Origin of the sequence: Mucilaginibacter lappiensis (assembly GCF_050433765.1) — a bacterium.
Lineage (GTDB): Bacteria > Bacteroidota > Bacteroidia > Sphingobacteriales > Sphingobacteriaceae > Mucilaginibacter > Mucilaginibacter lappiensis_A.
This window is the reverse complement of sequence record NZ_JBNPWP010000001.1, coordinates 524,944-543,335: the sequence shown is the minus strand read 5'-3', so window position 1 is coordinate 543,335 and position 18,392 is coordinate 524,944. Positions and strand designations below refer to the sequence as shown.

Below are 18,392 nucleotides of genomic sequence, written 5' to 3'. Positions count from 1 at the left end.
AAGTAATGATTAATAGCAGTTAATGAAATTGAGTAAGAATTAATTAAAACTGTTTAATCAGTCATCATCATCTTTCTTTTTCTTTTCCAATAATACAAAAGCGCTTCTTTTAGGGGCAGGCATTACCGAATGTTCACCTTTTACAGATTTCCATACCACTTCATTCAAATCCAAATCGGGTACAGCATCTTCTTTTGCAAAATTAAACAGCTCAGACCGGCGGCTGCTTTCATTATTTGCCACATTTACCCGTTCCAGATCAACCTGGGCTGGTTTTAATTTATAAGGGGTAACATCAGCTTTGCTGGTGAAGCACTCATACAACGGCATAGCACCGGCATCATACTGGCTCATAGGTGGCAAGCCAAGTATCAGTTCCATGGTTCGTAAAAAGCCCGATGTTGAATACATGGTATGTATAACAGCGTTACGCTTTACATAAGGACCTACTACAAATGCAGGCGAACGGTGTGCATCTACGTGGTCGGGGCCGTTTTGAGCATCATCTTCCAGGATAAATACAACCGATTCCTTCCAGATAGGACTTTCAGACAGGTGTTCAATAAACCGTCCAATAGCCAGGTCATTATCGGCAACTGCAGCTACAGGCGATATTTTTCCTTTTTTTTGACCGCTGGTATGATCATTTGATATCCGGATGGTATTAAACTGTGGTACAGCATTTATGGTAAGCAGCGAGTCAAAATCATGCTGCCAGGCATCTACACGCACCTGATCTTTAATATCGAGGTCAAAACCCGGTGAGTGCAGGCAAATGTGCCCCTGTAATGTTTTAATGTTGGCTTTACCATCATCACTAAATTCGCCATAACTGCGGTAGCTGATGCCTGCACGTTTACAGTAATCCCATATAAAGCCATCTCGTGGATAAGTAGCCGGCCGGCCGCCCTCAAAGCTTGTACTTCCACCGCGGTTACCATAACTTGTTGGCCATGTTTTTTCAATTACATCTGTTGCATAGGCTGCCATGCTCCAGTTATGCCCATCAGCGCTAACTTCTGCATCAACGTAAAAGTTATCAAGCAAAACAAAGTTTTTTGCCAGCGCGTGATGATTAGGTGTAACACGCTGACCAAACAAGCACAGTGTACTATCACCGTTCCCTTCGGGCATATCGCCTAAGACCTGGTCGTAAGTGCGGTTTTCTTTAATAATATAAAAGATATGTTTTATTGGAGATTTTTCACCAAGCTTGCGCGGCACCGGATTCCCGGCTTCGCCATCGGCAGTGATAGTCCGTTTGTCAGTAAATGGTGTATTGGCGTAAACCTGGCGGGTATATTGCTTTAACTGATCAGGTTTTGGGGCGTCAATAAATGATAGAGAACCCTTAAATAAACCGCCAATATATTGCAGCCTGTTGTTGACTGTGCTACCGGTTTGATAACCGCTGTTATCGGCCTTTGCAATAGGTTGTGGCCCCTGCGGATTAGCCATTGAGCTTAGGCCCTTTCCATTGGTTACCAGTATTTTACTGCCTAATGTTTTTACGTTGGTTGGATACCAGCCCACCGGGATAAAACCAAGGCTTTTACTATTCCCCGATATGGACACATCAAAAACAGCCAGGCAATTATTATCGGCATTGGCAATGTACAATGTTTTTTGGTTGGTGCTTAACGCTAAACCGTTGGTTGTTGAGCCGGTAAGCCTGGTAGGATATAATGTGGTAGCAACCGTTTCAATTACTTTATTAGTTTTCGTGTTGATAATGGAAACAGTATTATCGTTAGCATTAGCTACAAACAAATTAGTGCCCTGTTTATTTAAAAGCAGCTCGTTAGGGTGATCGCCGGTAGAGATGCGGTTATCAATAGTTTGTGATGCGGTATTAACCACCACAACCGACCTACCGCCCCAAAGAGAAACATATAATTTTGTTTCATCGGGCGATAACAGACAACTATAGGCAATTGCAGGTAACTGAACTTTATTAAGTATCCGTTTTGCCTGCGGATCAATGATATATAGCGTACTGTCTTCTTTTGTTACGGTATATAGTTTCGTATTGCTTTTATTAACGGCAATACCTGTTGGGCATATTTTATTTTGCGGCCACGGTGTTCCCAGTTTTATGGTGTCTGCTTTGTTTAATTTATTATCCTGCAGATGAAAATCCAATATCCAGTTATCATTACCACCAGATGCATACAAGTGCTTTTCATCATTGCTAAATGCCAATCCGTACCATGATTTACGCAACACCTGTTCATCCAGTAGTTTTTCGCTTTTAGGATCTATCAGCTGCAATGACTGGGTGCTTTGGCCATTGTTGGTTACTGCCAATAACTTGCCAGATGTACTTAACTGCATATTCAAAGGCAGATCGCCAAGCGGCAAAGAGCGTCCCGCGGGACTTAGCTTCCAACCATTTGGCAGTATTACCTGCCCTGTACTTTTTACTTTACCCGGTAATTGGGCTATAGCGTATGCACTGGCCAAAATGCACAGGGCAATGGTAAATACTAATTTTTTTACTGAATTATTCATAAGATCAAAGCAAGGTATTAATGTATATTAAAAGAGATCTGGGCCCTTACGGTATAACCGTTTTGACCTACTTCAGACAGGTCACGCACGGCCTCTGAAGGTATAACATTGCTATGGGTAGCATAAAATATAGGGCCGCCACAAACCGAAAATGCAAATCTTGAGCCGCGTGGAGCATAATTTACTGAAGGTCCTACCAATAATTTAGCCCCGCCTTCTGCTTCGTCAGCCTCCCAAAAACCTTCCAGATCTTCGCCCAGGGCTTCAACACCAGCAAAAAACTGACCGGCTACGCGATGATGAAAGCCAAAACTGGTAACCAGATCAATGCCATCCCGTGATTTATCAAATGCTTTTTCAAAACGCAGGTTTCCCGCAAACTTCCATGAAGCGGCATCGAACGATGCGGTTATACGGCTGAATACAGCTTTCACGTTTGTCCAGTCGCGGCTTCCACCTAAGCTTAAACCAATGCGTGGCCCAAATAGCTGCTTACCACCTATAAAATCATGCATCACCTCAGCCTGTTGAGCACTGGTAGTACCACCGTCACGCGCAAAACCAACTGCTGCATTGGCATATAGTGTAAGCTGGTTACCCAGATAGCCTTTAACTGCCAGTTGCTGATCAACACCATTATAACCAAATGGAGTTGCTGCCCGCTCGCCATAACTACCTGAATAATTTAAGCTCCAGTATGGTGTGCTACCGGTAAGTGTGTTAACTGAAAATAAAAATGGCTGCGGAGCAGTTGCAAATTCATTAAATGGTTTTACATCTGTAGGGGTTTGTGCCTTTCCTGCTAAACTCAATAACAGCAATGACAATACAAGGTAAAGCTCTCTTTTCATAATGTGAAATAACCCTCTTAATATTAAACTATAGTTAAGTAAAAGTAAACAGTAGGTTTATTAGCTAATGGTTATAATTTTGTTACAAACACTCATTAGCTTTTCTGGCCATAATTGATATGCTTAATTGCTTACTAATGGCAATACCAGCAACCAATCCACATGCAAAATATCCTGGTTTTATTTTATTAATTGGTTGTATAAAATTAAGCATCTCAAAATAATATAAGATACTTTTTTGCTGCTGACAAACACCTGTCATTTCCCGACTTTAATTTTAACTTTATAATTTACCAATTGACGTCATTATGAAAGATCATCACCTGGCCAGTTTAAGGATCTATAATCAACAAATTTATAAATCAGAATTTAAGCAACCCGAGGATGTTGTAAAGTACATGGTTGCCATGCAGGCACAGGATTATGCCGGCGCCAAATGGGCTATAGGTTTACGAATGCAAAATGCCAGCGAAAATGTAATAGAACAAGCTATTGCTGATGGTAAAATATTACGTACGCACCTGTTAAGGCCAACCTGGCATTTTGTTTCGCCCCAGGATATACGCTGGGTGCTATCCCTTACCGCCCCACGTATTCATGCCGCCAGTGCTGCCATGAATAAAAAATTTGAATTGAATAACGCGCTGTTTAATAAAAGTAATGATGTGCTGGCAAAGGCTTTGCAGGGAAACAAACAGCTTACCCGGCCAGAGCTTGTAGATGTATTTCAACGGGCACAAATTGCAACTGACGATATGAGATTTACCCTATTATTAATACGGGCGGAGCTTGACCAGGTGATTTGTAGCGGAGCCAGAGCCGGAAAACAGTTTACCTATGCCCTGCTTGATGACCGTGCACCGGCCACAGTGCCCTTGAAACATGAGGAGGCTTTAACCAAACTGGCACATGGTTATTTCGGGAGTCGTGGCCCTGCTACCGTACATGATTTTGCAACCTGGGCTGGACTTACTGTGGCCGATGCCACCACCGGACTTGAAAATGTTAAAGCAGAACTCATTAACGAGGTAATTGATGGCAAAACCTATTGGATGCCCAACAATGCCGATACCTTGCTCCCCAAAAATCCCAAAGCTTATTTATTGCCGATGTACGATGAGTTTGCCATTGCATATAAGCACCGGGACGCGCTGGTTAATCCTCTATATTTAAAACAGGCACGCCATGTAATTTTTGAACAGCCTATTGTAGTTGATGACCAGGTGGTTGGTACGTGGAAACGAACCATTAAGAAAGCCACCGCCGATATTACCATGAACCTGTTTGGCAAACTTAATAAAACGCAGATGAAAGCGGTTGAAATGGCTATGGAACGGTATAAGAAATTCCTGTTTTAAGTTTATAAATACATTACAGGGAAAATTGTCCATGTACTAACGAAATTCATCCATGTTACAGCGTGCCTGCAGTATGCAACTTTGTATTGTCAATAACGACAAACTAAAATTACTACAATGGCACGTTTAAAAGCTATAAATCCTGACGAAGCAACAGGCAAAACCAAAGAATTATTTAATGCAATAAAAGGCAAATTAGGTTCAGTACCCAATATGATGCGCACAATGGGTAACTCACCAGCGCTATTAGAAGGTTATCTTAATTTCAGCGGCGTATTATCGCATGGTACACTGGGCGCTAAAACAGGAGAATTACTGGCACTGGCCGTATCAGAAAATAACAATTGTGATTATTGTGTAGCTGCACACTCTTATATAGGCGAAAAATTGGTTCATATTGATGCCGATACTATACAAAATGCCCGTAATGCAAAAGCTGCTGATGCAAAAACAGATGCCGCTTTAAAATTTGCTACTATGCTGGTTGCCAAAAAAGGCTTGGTAAATGATAGTGATGTTGATGCTGTTAAGGCTGCTGGTTTTACAGAAGGTGAAGTAGGCGAAATTGTTGGCCATGTTGCTTTAAACATATTAACCAACTATTTTAATAATACAGCCGATACCGAACTTGATTTTCCTGCTGCTAAAGTGTTGCAACAGGTTGAAGCATAATACATGAACGATAAACAAATAAGGTAACAGTAAGAGCCAAAGCGTTTGCAATGGCTTTTGCTGTATTATTAAATTATTAAAAACTTTAATTATCATGAACTACTCAAAAATTGCTTTTACTGATGCTGTAAAGGGTTTTCAGGAACGTTATGGCAGCCGGGCAAGCTATGGCCGTATGGAAGAGCACAAGTACACCGAAGGGCTAACTGAAAGCGAAGTGGAATTTATAGCCCATCAGGATAATTTTTACATGGCCACTAACAGCGAAAGCGGCTTTCCTTATATCCAGTTTCGCGGAGGGCCAAAAGGCTTTTTGAAAGTACTGGATCATGAAACGCTGGGTTTTATTGACTTTGGTGGTAACAAACAATACATTTCTGTAGGTAATTTGGCCACCAACAATAAAGTATCGCTGTTTTTGCTTGATCAGGCGGCTAAAGCACGGTTAAAGATATTTGCCGAAGCCAGTGTTGTATCTATGGAGGATAATCCTGAATTATTTGACAAACTTGATCTGGATGATTATAAATTTAAGCCCGAAAGGATAATTTTGTTAAAAGTTAAAGCTTATGACTGGAATTGCCCGCAGCATATCACACCCAGATATACACTGGAAGAGATACAGGATGAGTTTATGGCTCAACATGAGTATATTGACAAACTAAGAAAAGAAAACGCTGCTTTAAAAGCACAGTTAGCACAATAAATGACAGACTCACAAAATACATTTACACTGGTTGACCCTATAAATGGTAACCTGGCCTTTAAACTGTTTTGGTTTGAGGATAACAGCTATTTTGATCATTTACAACGTAACAATTACTTTTCGGTGATTTGGATAAATGAAGGATCAGGCAAATTAAAGTCTGATTTTTCGGAGTATGATTTTGATGAGGATACTTTGCTGGCCTTTACGCCCTATCAACCCTTTATGCTGGCTTCAGAGAATAAGCTAAAGGGTGTGGCTTTACAATTCCATCCCGACTTTTTCTGCATCCACAAACATCATAAAGAAGTATCATGCAGTGGTATTTTGTTTGATAATATTTATCATCCTCCTTATATTAAAGTTGATGCCGCCAGTGCTGCCACATTTAATATGATGCTTAGCCAGATAAAAACAGAAATGCAAAACAAGGCAATGGCACAATACGATATATTGGTATCATACCTTAAAATATTCCTGATCACGGCCTCGCGGTTAAAATCAGAACAACAAGCCATTGAACGGCTACCCGATAATGAAAACAAAGAACCTTATATATTAAATGATTTAAAGGAAGCCATAGAAACTCACTATAAAACAAAACACAGTGCAAGTAACTACGCCGATATGCTCAATATATCGGCCAAGGCATTGGCCCGTATCACCAAAGCGCATTTTAATAAAACCATTAGTAACCTTATTGCTGAACGCATTATTATTGAAGCGAAACGCGAATTATATTTAACCAATAAGCCGATCAAGGAAATTGCTTATGAACTGGGTTATGATGATGAATATTATTTCAGCAGATTTTTTAAAACCAATGCCGATGTTTCGCCACAATTATACCGTGATACAGTTGGTTTTGGCCGGGCAAGCGCTTAAATTAAAACTTATCGTATTATATTTGGTTTTCCTTTTAAATACCTATAAACATGCCCGAATTACCCGATCTGCAAGCATTCAGCCAAAATCTTGATAAAAAATTAGCCGGTAAAACGGTTAAACAAATAGCTGTTATCAACGCTAAAAAACTAAACGTAGCACACAAACAACTCCAGGATACTCTTGAGGGTCAAAAGCTTGATAAAGTATATCGCGAAGGCAAAGAGCTTTATTTAAAATTTTCAAAGGGCGATATCCTTGCCTTACATTTAATGCTGCATGGCAAGCTCGTTTTGTTTACAGATAAAAACGAAAATAAGTACAGCATTATTGAGTTGCATTTTAGCGATGGTGCAGGTTTGGTATTGACAGATTTTCAGGGAATTGCCACCCCCACCCTAAATCCCGAAGAAAAAGATGCCCCCGATGCTTTATCAAAGGATGCAGGTGTCGACTACTTAACCACCCGGCTGCAAAAAACAAAAACCAATATTAAAACCGTACTACTCGATCAAAAAATCATTCGCGGCATTGGGAATGCCTATGCCGATGAGATATTATGGCACGCGGGTATTTCACCGTTTTCGGCCAGCAATAAAATACCGCAGGATAAGCTAAAGGAGCTGGTTAAATCAATCCACACCGTGTTAAAGGATGCTGAAAAAGAGATCATTAAAGCAAGCCCCGATATTATTAGTGGTGAGATACGGGATTTTATGAACATCCATAATTCGAAAAAGACCCACAGCCCAACTGGTGCAGAGATCCTCATTAAAGAAGGATCACGCAAAACATATTATACGGAAGAGCAGGAGTTGTATAGTTAAGTCCATCCCTAAAGTCATGCCGAACTCGTTTCGGCATCTCACAGGCAAGACTTTACCATATGCAAGTATTTATCCTGAGAGATCCTGAAACAAGTTCAGGATGACTACATGTTTATCCTATTTTAGTTTCTTCACCAATACATTAAAATCAGCACCTACTACGGGTATCTTTTTCCATTCTGTATCCGGACCCTTTTTATAATAAGTGCCCCCATTTAGCAAACCACACGAAAAACCAAGGTTTTTTCCGGGGATTGTACTTAAAAACTCAACAGAAACCAGTATCTCTCCTTTTACCCCAATTTTATAAGGTGAAAGGTCAACACTGATCAACTGATTACTGGTCAACGGAGAATCGGGATCTTTTTCCCTTGCTATTGATCCTTTTATTTCTTCCTTAACCAGGTTATCACCCTGCGGCAATTTATCACCCATGGTATACACATTAACTTTAAAGGGGATGGTATCCTTACCCAAATTGTCAACATGAAAAGTAAGCTTTAGTAATTCAACCGGTTTACGGCCCGCATTCATTTTTATACCCACCTGGCCACCCTGTACAATATTAAAACTATTATTGGTTGTTCCTGAGCGGGATTTATTACCAATTGTTTTGGTCTTGTCCTGTGCTAAGCTATTTAAGGAAATAAAACAAAACACACAGGAAAGCAGTAGCTTCAAACTTTTAACTAATTTTTCAGATAAAGAGTAATATTGGTTTATCATAAGGCTATTAATGAAATATGTTTAATTAATAGCAAGACGACGCTATACCCCAATTGGTTGCATGAAAAAAACAATTCCCGCTTTATTTCCTGATCATTTTATAATGCCTGATGCCGGCCTCTTCAAATTCGGCCCCCACTTTTTCGAAATTGAATTTTTCGTACAGCGATACGGCCTGTACTTGTGCGTGTAGGTAAACATAAGCAGCATCAGCAGGCAGATCATTTAAAACAGCCTGAACCAGGGCCTGCCCTATTCCAAATCCCCTGAATTTTTGCAGCACGGCAAAGCGCTCCAGCTTATAGCCTTTATCTGTTTTTCGCCAGCGGCAGGCCCCTGCGGTTTCGTCATTAACAGTTGCCAGGAAATGATTGGCTTCTTCTTCAAATTCCCACTCCAGTTCTGGCGGGCAATTTTGTTCCACTACAAAAACTTCGCGCCTCACGGCAAATACTTTATCCAGGTCGGCCTGTGCCGTTACTTTTTCTACTCTTAAGTTTAAGTTTATGGGCATTGTAGTGTGGTTTCGTTTTAAGTATATTTAATTTACTGGTATGATTCTCTTCGGCAGCATCAATGGAGTGCGTACAGGTAATATCATCTTCTTGTTGGGCCAAAATAGCCAATTGCTGATAAAACTTATGCAATTGATCAAGTTCTTTTTCGGTAATATCCTCAATATCAACCATGCGGTTACTTGCACCCTGGTGGGAGGCCAGCAATTCATTGAGCTTTAAATGTATGGCTTTTGAATCTTTATTCTGTGATTTCTGGATCAAAAAAACCATCAAAAAAGTAACGATAGTTGTACCTGTATTGATGATAAGCTGCCAGGTATCGGAGTAATGAAATATAGGTCCGGTTACTCCCCATATAATAATAACGCTTATAGCAGTTAAAAAAGCTGTAGAACTGCCGGTAGCAATGGTTGCCCAGTTGGCAAACCGTTCAAACAAATTCTTCTTTTTTGGAGTCATTATTTTGGCTTTATTACAAAGTGTATAAACAGCAAAGCGCCATTACAACAAATGTAATGACGCTTTGTTAATTTTTAATGAATATTATAATTTGCTGTTTACATCAACACAGTTAAGGTCTTCAAAAGCAGCCGCTAACCTTTTAACAAAGGTTTCTTCGCCTTTACGCAACCATACACGTGGGTCATAATATTTCTTGTTTGGAGAATCTTCGCCTTCAGGGTTACCAATCTGGTGCTGAAGATAAGCTTCTTTTGATTTGTAGTAATCTTTTATACCTTCCCAGTAAGCCCATTGCATATCGGTGTCGATATTCATTTTAATAGCACCATATGAAATAGCTTCGCGGATCTCTTCCTGGCTTGAACCAGAACCACCGTGGAATACAAAATTGATTGGCTTTTCGACAGTTAAACCAAATTGTTTTTTCACATACTCCTGTGAGTTATGCAATATAACAGGTTGTAATTTAACATTACCTGGTTTGTAAACACCATGTACGTTACCAAAAGCAGCTGCCACGGTAAAACGCGGGCTTACTTTTAAAAGATGCTCATATGAATAAGCCACATCCTCAGGTTGAGTATATAAACGTGAGCTATCAACATCAGAGTTGTCAACGCCATCTTCTTCACCACCAGTTACACCTAATTCAATTTCCAGTGTCATACCTATTTTAGCCATCCGGGCCAGGTATTTTGCAGAAATTTCGATATTTTCTTCGATAGGCTCTTCTGAAAGATCAAGCATGTGCGATGAAAAAAGTGGTTTACCTGTTTCGGCAAAGAATTTTTCGCCATGATCCAGCAAACCATCTATCCATGGTAAAAACTTCATTGCAGCATGGTCAGTATGTAAAATTACCGCTATACCATAATGCTCCGCCAGTAAATGAACGTGCCTGGCTGCAGATACCGCACCTAAAATGCAGGCCTGAAGTTTTGAATTATCCAATGATTTACCGGCATAAAACTGTGCGCCGCCATTTGATAGCTGGATAATTACCGGAGAGTTTACCTGCTTAGCGGTTTCCATAACTGCATTAATGGTATTTGTACCAATAACGTTTACTGCCGGTAAAGCAAACTGGTGCTTTTTAGCTACTTCAAATAGTTCCTGCACCTGATCGCCGTGCAGAACACCTTTATAATTTTTTAAATCCATGAGCTTTTATTTGGGCCTCGAAGTTATAAAATTTCTTGGTTTCGGGCATAAGTATCTGATTATTTGTTACGATTTAACTTCTGCATAACGTTAATTATACACATTACTGAAAAAAAATAGTTTTATATATAAAACTCATAACTTATAACAGCTTACATGTTTAATATTTTTTGTTTCTTTGTAGTCAATTGAAAGAGCTAGACATAGATATGGCGTGGTTTAAACGAGAGTTGAAAGGGATAATTACGACTACTGAGGAAAAGAAAGAAACCCCTGATGGTATCTGGAATAAATGCCCGAATTGTAAGAAACCCCTGCATTATTCTGAGCAGGTTGAGAATCAATATGTTTGCCATTACTGTGGCTATCACCTGCGTATCGGTTCAAAAGAATATTTTGCGGTACTATTTGATAATAACGAATTTACGGAGTTGTTTGCCAATCTTACATCTGGCGACCCACTGCATTTTGAGGATACAAAAAAATATACTGACAGGCTAATTGAAACCCAATTTAAAACCGGGTTAAAAGATGCTATACGTGCTGGTGCTGGTAAAATAGATGGACAGGACCTGGTAATTGCCTGTATGGATTTTAATTTCATAGGTGGTTCGATGGGATCAGTAGTAGGCGAAAAAATTGCACGGTCAATTGATTACTGTATTGCCCATAAAGTTCCGTTCCTGATGATATCAAAATCTGGCGGAGCAAGGATGATGGAAGCCGCGTTCTCTTTAATGCAGATGGCTAAAACATCTGCAAAGCTGGCTTTGCTATCACAAGCTAAAATACCGTACATATCTTTATTAACCGACCCTACCACCGGTGGTGTTACTGCATCATATGCTATGCTGGGCGATATTAATATTGCCGAACCTGGTGCATTGATAGGTTTTGCCGGCCCAAGGGTAATTAAGGAGACTATTAAAAAAGATTTGCCTAAGGGGTTCCAAACTGCTGAGTTTGTTCAGGAACACGGCTTTCTTGATTTTATAGTTGACCGTAGAGAAATGAAAGAAAAACTGGCTTCGTTTATAAAGATGATGGCCAGTTAATCCATATACTATAAATAAAAAAAGCGCAGGATTTATCCCTGCGCTTTTTTTATTTATAACGAACGTTAAGTTCCAAGTCCTACTGTTCCTTCCAGTGCGCCACCACCCTCCACATTCTGATCTGGAAGATCGGCAAGGCTACCATCCGAATGCAGGACTTTCAGATTTTCTCTATTAGGTCCGTTCCTTTCAAGACAATGTGTACTTTGATTCATACTTGTACCAACATTTCTGTTACTTTCCCATATTCGCTTGCTACCACCCTGTTTTCGGGTAGGTTGCCAATAATCGTTCATCACGCTATCCTCCTATATTTTGGTTTAATAGATATCTAATTTACTCAAATTTTAACAGACATCCAATTAAATAAAATTATCATATGCCCTCTGTACCCGGTTCATGACCAATCATGCGGCCGGTGGTACGCCCATGCGGACGGCTTTCAAAATCGGCTTTAGAAGGTCCCTCTGATGGAAATTCCTTTTTATTGGGTGGTGTTACATCATTTTGCTCACTGTACGAGGTATTGGCCCCTTCTTCAGGCTGATTCACTTCTGTCTGTCTGGGATAACCTGAGCCTTCAGATTCGCCCTCTTCAGGTATTTCATTATCATCTCCTTCATCGGGTAGCTCAATTGGCCCGTTATCTTCGTCTTCATCATCCAGGTCGTCCTGGCTATAAGTTGGTTTCAGGTCATTATCATAATCCCCATCGTCATCTTTTAATTCATCATCATCAAGATCACTGTTTGCAAAGGCGTCTTCATTTTGCCCCGCGAATGAGTTGGCTGTATTGTCGAAATCGTTACGATTATTATCCCGGGGATCCCAGGCTTCTTCATTATTAGTCATCATAGGTTTTAGTTTTATCTGTTAACCAATAAACCTATGGGATTGCTGTATTGTTTTTATTTTATCGAAATAAGAAAATTAATTTCTAACTTAATAAATAATAAGCATAAAAGCAAGAGTTTGTCATTTAAAATCCTGGGAACCCTGAAGAAATGAAATGACGTCGCTAAAGTTCAAAAAAAAGACTTACGAAATTTTAAAAATTCCGTAAGTCTTTAACAAGTTGTAAGGGAGAGATTAAAATATCAGCAATGCTTATGCGTTCACCGGGCAAAGTTCACGTACTTTGGCTACGGTATAATCAACCTCTTCTTTAGTGTTGTATTTTGAAAAGGAGAACCTGACTGATGGTCTTGAAGCACTTGCACCAATTGCGGTAAGCACGTGAGATCCAATATCGGTACCTGAGCTGCATGCACTGCCGCCAGAGGCCGAAATACCGGCAATATCCAGGTTAAATAGTAACATATCACCCATTTCCATTTCGGGGAAGGCAACGTTCAGTACGGTATAAAGGCTTTTATCGGCATCTGTTTCACCGTTAAAGTTAATACCGGGTATCTGATCGGTTAACTTGCCCATCATATATGATTTTAACCCCTGAATGTGCTTTTGGTGCTGCTCCATTTCAGCATAGGCCATTTCAAGCGCTTTTGCAAGGCCCACAATACCATAAATATTTTCGGTACCACCACGCATGTTACGTTCCTGGGCACCACCGTAAATAAACGGTTTTATTTTAATGCGATGATTAACATGCAAAAAGCCAACCCCTTTTGGTCCGTGGAGCTTATGCCCGGCACAAACCAAAAAATGAGTTTTAAGTTTACTCAAATCGTGTTGATAGTGCCCCATGGTTTGCACTGTATCACAATGATAAATGGCATTATATGCTTCGCAAATATCACCAATGCGCTGCATGTCTGAAAGGGTGCCAATTTCGTTATTGGCATGCATGATAGATACAAAACTGCGCTCATTATCTTTTAACAATGTTTCCAGGTGGTCATAATCAATATTACCCTTGCCGTCAACGTTAACAAAGCTCAGTTTAATGATACCCGACTTTTCCATTGCTTCCAGCGTGTGGATCACCGCATGGTGTTCTATCCGGCTGGTTATGGCGTGTGTAATTTGATGATCAACAATGCCACAACGGATGGCTGTATTATCAGCTTCGGTACCGCTTGAAGTAAAAAATATCTCGGCCGGTGATGTATGTAGTAAATTCGCTACCGTTTTGCGTGCCCTTTCAATCAGTGTTCTTGCCTCGCGGCCATGCGAATGGATAGATGAAGGGTTACCAAAATGGTTTTCCATAACCTTATACATTTCTTTTAAAACCTCCGGATCAATCGGTGTAGTGGCAGCATTATCAAAGTAAACACGCATCTTTTTTATCATTATTGAATTAGTGAATGATTGAATTATTGTTTTTTTTAAGGATTAAAGAACTATTAAATCGATAATTCGATAACCCAATAATTCAATAATTAATTCACTTTTAAAATTTCTTTTATATCGGCAATTATTTTATTTGCCAGGCCATTTGCAACCGTTTCTGAATTACCCTCAGAGTATATCCTGATGATAGGCTCGGTATTTGACTTGCGCAAATGTACCCATTCTTTGTCAAATTCTATTTTAAGCCCGTCAATAGTACTATGCGGTTGTTTACTGTATTTATCCTCTACCTTGCTTAAAAGCGCATCTATATCCATTTCTGGCGTTAACGTTATTTTATTTTTCGATATAAAATAACCTGGATATGACATACGCAAACTTGAAACGGATTTGCCATACTTAGCCAGCTGGGTTAAAAACAAAGCGATACCCACCAATGCATCGCGCCCGTAATGCAATTCGGGATATATCACCCCGCCATTACCTTCGCCGCCTATCACAGCGTTAACTTCTCTCATCTTATTCACCACATTCACCTCTCCTACTGCGGCTGCATGATATTCGCCACCGGCTTTCTCCGTAACATCGCGCAAAGCCCGGGTTGATGAAAGGTTTGATACGGTATTACCTTTATTGTTTTGCAAAACATAATCGGCCACGGTCACTAAGGTATACTCTTCGCCAAACATATTTCCGTCTTCGCAAACAAAGCAAAGCCGGTCAACATCAGGATCAACCGCTATACCTAAATGAGCTCTTTTAGCAAGCACTTCTTTTGATAGTGCAGTAAGGTTTTCTGGTAAAGGCTCGGGATTATGCGGAAAGTTACCATCAGGCTCACAGTACAGTTCATGAACTGTTTCAACGCCCAATGCTTTGAGCAAAGCGGGTACAAAAATACCACCTGTTGAGTTAACACAATCAATTACAACACTAAAATCAGCCTTTTTTATAGCTACCACATCAACCAATGGCAATGCCAGTATCAGGTCAATATGTTTTTGCAACCAGCTGTTATCAAGCGTAACCTTACCCAAGTCGTTTACATCGGCGTACTTAAAATCACTGTTTTCGGCCATTTCAAGCACTTCTTTACCATCCGCGTCACTTATAAATTCACCGGCGGCGTTTAATAGTTTAAGCGCGTTCCATTGCTTGGGGTTATGGCTTGCAGTAAGTATAATACCTCCCGCGGCTTTTTCGCCGGTAACGGCAACTTCAACAGTTGGTGTTGTCGATAAACCAAGATCTATCACATCAATACCCAGCCCCTGTAATGTACCCACAACCAGGTTGTTCACCATAACACCCGAAATACGTGCGTCGCGACCTACAACAATTTTTTTAATACCTGATTTTTGTACGGCCCAGGCTCCGTAAGCCGATGTGAATTTTACAATATCCAATGGTGTTAAGCCATCGCCAACAGCACCGCCTATGGTACCGCGTATCCCCGAGATAGATTTTATGAGTGTCAAAGTTATTTTGTTTGGTGAGGCAAAAGTAAAAATATTTAACTGATAAGCTATGTATAAATGTGTACAATTTGTAGCTTACAGCCACTTTTATATGGAATTTTATTACGCAAACGTTTGTTTATGAATGCTTTCATTATCATATTTACAGACACAAACCTAAATGCAACAAAGCTACAATATGTATTCTAATTGTAAATTATTGAAGTATTTATAACCATTAACCTTGCTATATAAATGTTGTTTTAAAGTAATTGATACCTTTGACAATTAAAGTTGAATATCAAATTGCCAATCCTCAATATTTACTTAAAAAACACCAATGCCTGACCAACTTTTACAACTCGACCGGCATTTATTCTATTTCATTAACCATGATCTGTCAAACTCGTTTTTTGATTGGATCATGCCACTTTTACGTAACCCCAAGTTTTGGATCCCTTTATATATCTTCATTATTGGTTTTTGCATATACCGTTACAAAAAACAGGGCGCCATTATTATTGTATTACTGGCTTTAACAGCAGGCTTTGCCGATTTTACCAGCGCCAGCATTATTAAATACAATGTAAAAAGGTTAAGGCCCTGTCGTGACCTCGTTGTTTCTCAAACCGATATCAGCCGTGTGCCCTGTGGCCTGGGCTATAGTTTTCCTTCAACCCATGCTACTGATCATTTTGCTATGGCTATATTTTTAAGCCTTGTTTTCTTTAAAAAATGGCGCTGGATATGGTTTTGGGCTATACTGTGGGCCGGTGCTATTAGTTTTGCCCAGGTATATGTTGGTGTGCACTTCCCTGTTGATGTGGTTTGCGGCGCGCTTTATGGTGCACTTACAGGCACACTGTTTGCCTATATATTTAAAAAATTACAACCTACTTTTTAATGGCTTCCTGGAAAATTATTTTATTGTTTTTTAGTGCCTTTTGCGGCGGCACATCTGTGTTTTTCTTCAGGGGTGATAATCATAAAACCCTGAAATTGGTACTTTCATTCAGTGGGGCATACCTGTTTGCTATAACCGTATTGCATTTAATACCTGATGCTTATCATGGTAATGACAATTGGGTGGGTGTTTTTATACTCGGCGGTTTTTTGTTCCAGATAGTACTTGAACAGTTTTCAGATGGCATTGAGCACGGGCACATGCATAAACCTAAACATGATCTGGTGGTGTTTCCGCTGGGTATTATGGTTAGCTTATGCCTGCACGCTTTTTTAGAAGGGATGCCGCTTGCACAAGGCAACCAGGATCAACTGGTTTATGGTATAGCCCTTCACCACATACCGGCAGCCTTTGCACTGGCTACGGTACTTTTAACCAACAGACAAAGTAAAAGGAACACAATCATCTTTGTTACCCTGTTTGCGGTGATGGCCCCTGCCGGATATTTTTTCAGCACTGCGCTTAGTAATGGTGACATAGGTAATTTACAGCATTACTTTAACCGTATTATGGGCGTGGTTATCGGTATATTTTTACATATCTCTACCACCATCCTGTTTGAATCAAGTGCCGATCACCGGTTTAACCTGCGTAAAATGATCGCTGTGTTGTTGGGTGTGGCTATAGCGCTGGCTGGGTTTGTTGGAGAACTGTAGAAGGTTTTAAGAAATTGTCATCACCTCTGTCATTTCGAACGAGGTACGAGGAGAAATCTTGTACGCTGGTATGCCCAATGTATAAGATTTCTCCCGATGGTCGAAATGACATTTATCTTTTATATCAATTTATACTTTCCAGCATTTTAATATACAGATCAATCCCTTCCCGTATCTCATCAACATAAACAAACTCATCAGCAGTATGTGACCGTGCGGAATCACCGGGGCCAACTTTAATAGATGGAATATCCAGCAACGATTGGTCGGAGGTGGTTGGCGAACCATAGGTTGTCCTTCCTAAAGCAATACCGGCCTGTACTATAGGGTGTTCTTTGGGTATGGATGATGGTTTTAACCGGATAGAACGCGGATTAACATCGCAGCTTACATGTTCGCGGATGATTTCCAGCACTTCTTCATTACGATAGGCATCAGTAACCCTTACATCAACAGTAAAGGTGCAGCTTGCTGGTACCACGTTATGCTGCGAACCGGCATTGATAATGGTAACCGACATTTTTATCGGCCCAAAAACTTCGGATTCCTTTGGGAATTTAAAATTACGGAACCAGTCAATATCAGTTAATGCTTTATAAATGGCATTATCACCTTCTTCGCGGGCGGCATGACCAGCGCGACCGTGAGCCACACAATCCAGTACCATTAAGCCACGCTCGGCGATGGCCAGTTGCATCAAGGTGGGCTCTCCTACTATGCCAAATTCCAGTTTCCCTAATTCAGGAATGATCAGCTCCAGGCCGTTCACACCTGATATTTCTTCTTCGGCGGTGGTGGCCAGGCAAAAGTTGTACTTTAAATTTTCCTTGTCATGAAAATAAAGAAATACAGCGATCAGCGATACCAGGCAACCGCCTGCGTCATTACTGCCTAAGCCATAAAGCTTACCGCCTTCAATTTTGGCATCATACGGATCACGTGTATAGCCTGAGTTAGGTTTTACGGTATCGTGATGAGAGTTAAGCAAAATAGTTGGTTTGCTGGCATCATAATGCTTGTTCCAGGCCCATATATTGTTCATCTTGCGATGAGTTTCGACGCCATGCTGTTGCAAAAGCTCATTGATCAGGTCGGCGGTACGGTCTTCCTCTTTACTAAAAGATGGTATGGATATTAATTGTTGCAGTAAAGTAACTGCCAGTTGAAATAAATTATTGCTATCGGCCATATATGTAGGCATATCCCATGATGGTGAGGGGGCAAAATTAATACTTTTTTCTTCAAACCTGTATCAGGTTTTGGTATCAAGTAGTTAGTATCAAGTATCAAGACCGCTGCATTTGTTTTTACGGGGATTTAAAAATCT

The 18,392-nt window shown here is 40.3% G+C and carries 18 protein-coding genes; 8 read left to right on the top strand and 10 right to left on the bottom strand.

Features of this window, described 5'->3' with window-relative positions; genetic code table 11:
• Window positions 1–57: 57 nt before the first annotated feature.
• Together M2273_RS02345 and M2273_RS02340 are read right to left on the bottom strand one after the other, a co-directional pair.
• Window positions 58–2,511, bottom strand: coding sequence for an alkaline phosphatase family protein (locus M2273_RS02345; RefSeq protein WP_429392501.1), 2,454 nt, complete (start codon window positions 2,509–2,511; stop codon window positions 58–60).
• A 17-nt stretch (window positions 2,512–2,528) separates the two neighbouring features.
• Window positions 2,529–3,362, bottom strand: a complete 834-nt coding sequence (locus tag M2273_RS02340; protein WP_429392498.1) for a hypothetical protein — start codon at window positions 3,360–3,362, stop codon at window positions 2,529–2,531.
• Between the two features lie 308 nt (window positions 3,363–3,670).
• Between M2273_RS02340 and M2273_RS02335 the strand changes: the two genes are divergently transcribed.
• The 5 genes from M2273_RS02335 (at window position 3,671) to M2273_RS02315 (ending at window position 7,810) form a co-directional block, all read left to right on the top strand.
• Entirely contained in the window at window positions 3,671–4,720 is a 1,050-nt protein-coding gene (locus M2273_RS02335) for a winged helix DNA-binding domain-containing protein (RefSeq protein WP_429392496.1), read from the top strand.
• Window positions 4,721–4,837: 117 nt separating this feature from the next.
• The gene (locus M2273_RS02330; protein WP_429392494.1) at window positions 4,838–5,392 is read left to right on the top strand and encodes a carboxymuconolactone decarboxylase family protein; all 555 of its coding nucleotides are present in this window, start codon (window positions 4,838–4,840) and stop codon (window positions 5,390–5,392) included.
• A 94-nt stretch (window positions 5,393–5,486) separates the two neighbouring features.
• Window positions 5,487–6,098: a pyridoxamine 5'-phosphate oxidase family protein gene (locus M2273_RS02325; protein WP_429392491.1), complete on the top strand. Its 612-nt coding sequence runs from the start codon at window positions 5,487–5,489 to the stop codon at window positions 6,096–6,098.
• Window positions 6,099–6,983, top strand: a complete 885-nt coding sequence (locus tag M2273_RS02320) for a helix-turn-helix domain-containing protein (protein WP_429392488.1) — start codon at window positions 6,099–6,101, stop codon at window positions 6,981–6,983.
• 50 nt (window positions 6,984–7,033) lie between these two features.
• Window positions 7,034–7,810, top strand: a complete 777-nt coding sequence (locus tag M2273_RS02315; RefSeq protein WP_429392486.1) for a DNA-formamidopyrimidine glycosylase family protein — start codon at window positions 7,034–7,036, stop codon at window positions 7,808–7,810.
• A gap of 117 nt (window positions 7,811–7,927) precedes the next feature.
• Here the strand turns inward: M2273_RS02315 and M2273_RS02310 are convergent, their stop codons facing one another.
• From M2273_RS02310 to fbaA, 4 genes are all read right to left on the bottom strand, one after another.
• The gene (locus M2273_RS02310; protein ID WP_429392483.1) at window positions 7,928–8,491 is read right to left on the bottom strand and encodes a hypothetical protein; all 564 of its coding nucleotides are present in this window, start codon (window positions 8,489–8,491) and stop codon (window positions 7,928–7,930) included.
• A 127-nt stretch (window positions 8,492–8,618) separates the two neighbouring features.
• On the bottom strand, window positions 8,619–9,050 hold the full coding sequence (locus M2273_RS02305) for a GNAT family N-acetyltransferase (RefSeq protein ID WP_429392481.1): 432 nt from the start codon (window positions 9,048–9,050) through the stop codon (window positions 8,619–8,621).
• Entirely contained in the window at window positions 8,992–9,513 is a 522-nt protein-coding gene (locus M2273_RS02300; RefSeq protein WP_429392479.1) for a low affinity iron permease family protein, read from the bottom strand. Before M2273_RS02300 ends, M2273_RS02305 begins: the two co-directional genes overlap by 59 nt.
• 84 nt (window positions 9,514–9,597) lie before the next feature.
• Window positions 9,598–10,677 (bottom strand): class II fructose-bisphosphate aldolase, encoded by a 1,080-nt coding sequence (gene fbaA, locus M2273_RS02295; RefSeq protein ID WP_429392476.1) that lies wholly within the window; start codon window positions 10,675–10,677, stop codon window positions 9,598–9,600.
• Window positions 10,678–10,886: 209 nt separating this feature from the next.
• On the opposite strand from fbaA, the gene accD reads away from it, so the two are divergent.
• A complete protein-coding gene (gene accD / locus M2273_RS02290; protein WP_429393989.1) occupies window positions 10,887–11,732 on the top strand; it encodes an acetyl-CoA carboxylase, carboxyltransferase subunit beta in 846 nt (281 codons plus the stop codon).
• 375 nt (window positions 11,733–12,107) lie between these two features.
• Here accD and M2273_RS02285 read toward each other — a convergent pair whose 3' ends face one another.
• From M2273_RS02285 to glmM, 3 genes are all read right to left on the bottom strand, one after another.
• A complete protein-coding gene (locus M2273_RS02285) occupies window positions 12,108–12,587 on the bottom strand; it encodes a hypothetical protein (RefSeq protein WP_429392474.1) in 480 nt (159 codons plus the stop codon).
• Between the two features lie 252 nt (window positions 12,588–12,839).
• On the bottom strand, window positions 12,840–13,976 hold the full coding sequence (locus M2273_RS02280) for a cysteine desulfurase family protein (protein WP_429392472.1): 1,137 nt from the start codon (window positions 13,974–13,976) through the stop codon (window positions 12,840–12,842).
• A gap of 101 nt (window positions 13,977–14,077) precedes the next feature.
• Complete coding sequence (gene glmM, locus M2273_RS02275) at window positions 14,078–15,466, bottom strand: phosphoglucosamine mutase (protein ID WP_429392469.1); 1,389 nt, start codon at window positions 15,464–15,466, stop codon at window positions 14,078–14,080.
• Between the two features lie 319 nt (window positions 15,467–15,785).
• Between glmM and M2273_RS02270 the strand changes: the two genes are divergently transcribed.
• Entirely contained in the window at window positions 15,786–16,349 is a 564-nt protein-coding gene (locus tag M2273_RS02270; protein WP_429392467.1) for a phosphatase PAP2 family protein, read from the top strand.
• A complete protein-coding gene (locus M2273_RS02265; protein WP_429392464.1) occupies window positions 16,349–17,065 on the top strand; it encodes a ZIP family metal transporter in 717 nt (238 codons plus the stop codon). Before M2273_RS02270 ends, M2273_RS02265 begins: the two co-directional genes overlap by 1 nt.
• Window positions 17,066–17,189: 124 nt before the next feature.
• Here the strand turns inward: M2273_RS02265 and M2273_RS02260 are convergent, their stop codons facing one another.
• A complete protein-coding gene (locus tag M2273_RS02260; RefSeq protein WP_429392462.1) occupies window positions 17,190–18,266 on the bottom strand; it encodes a M20 family metallo-hydrolase in 1,077 nt (358 codons plus the stop codon).
• Window positions 18,267–18,392 lie beyond the last annotated feature (126 nt).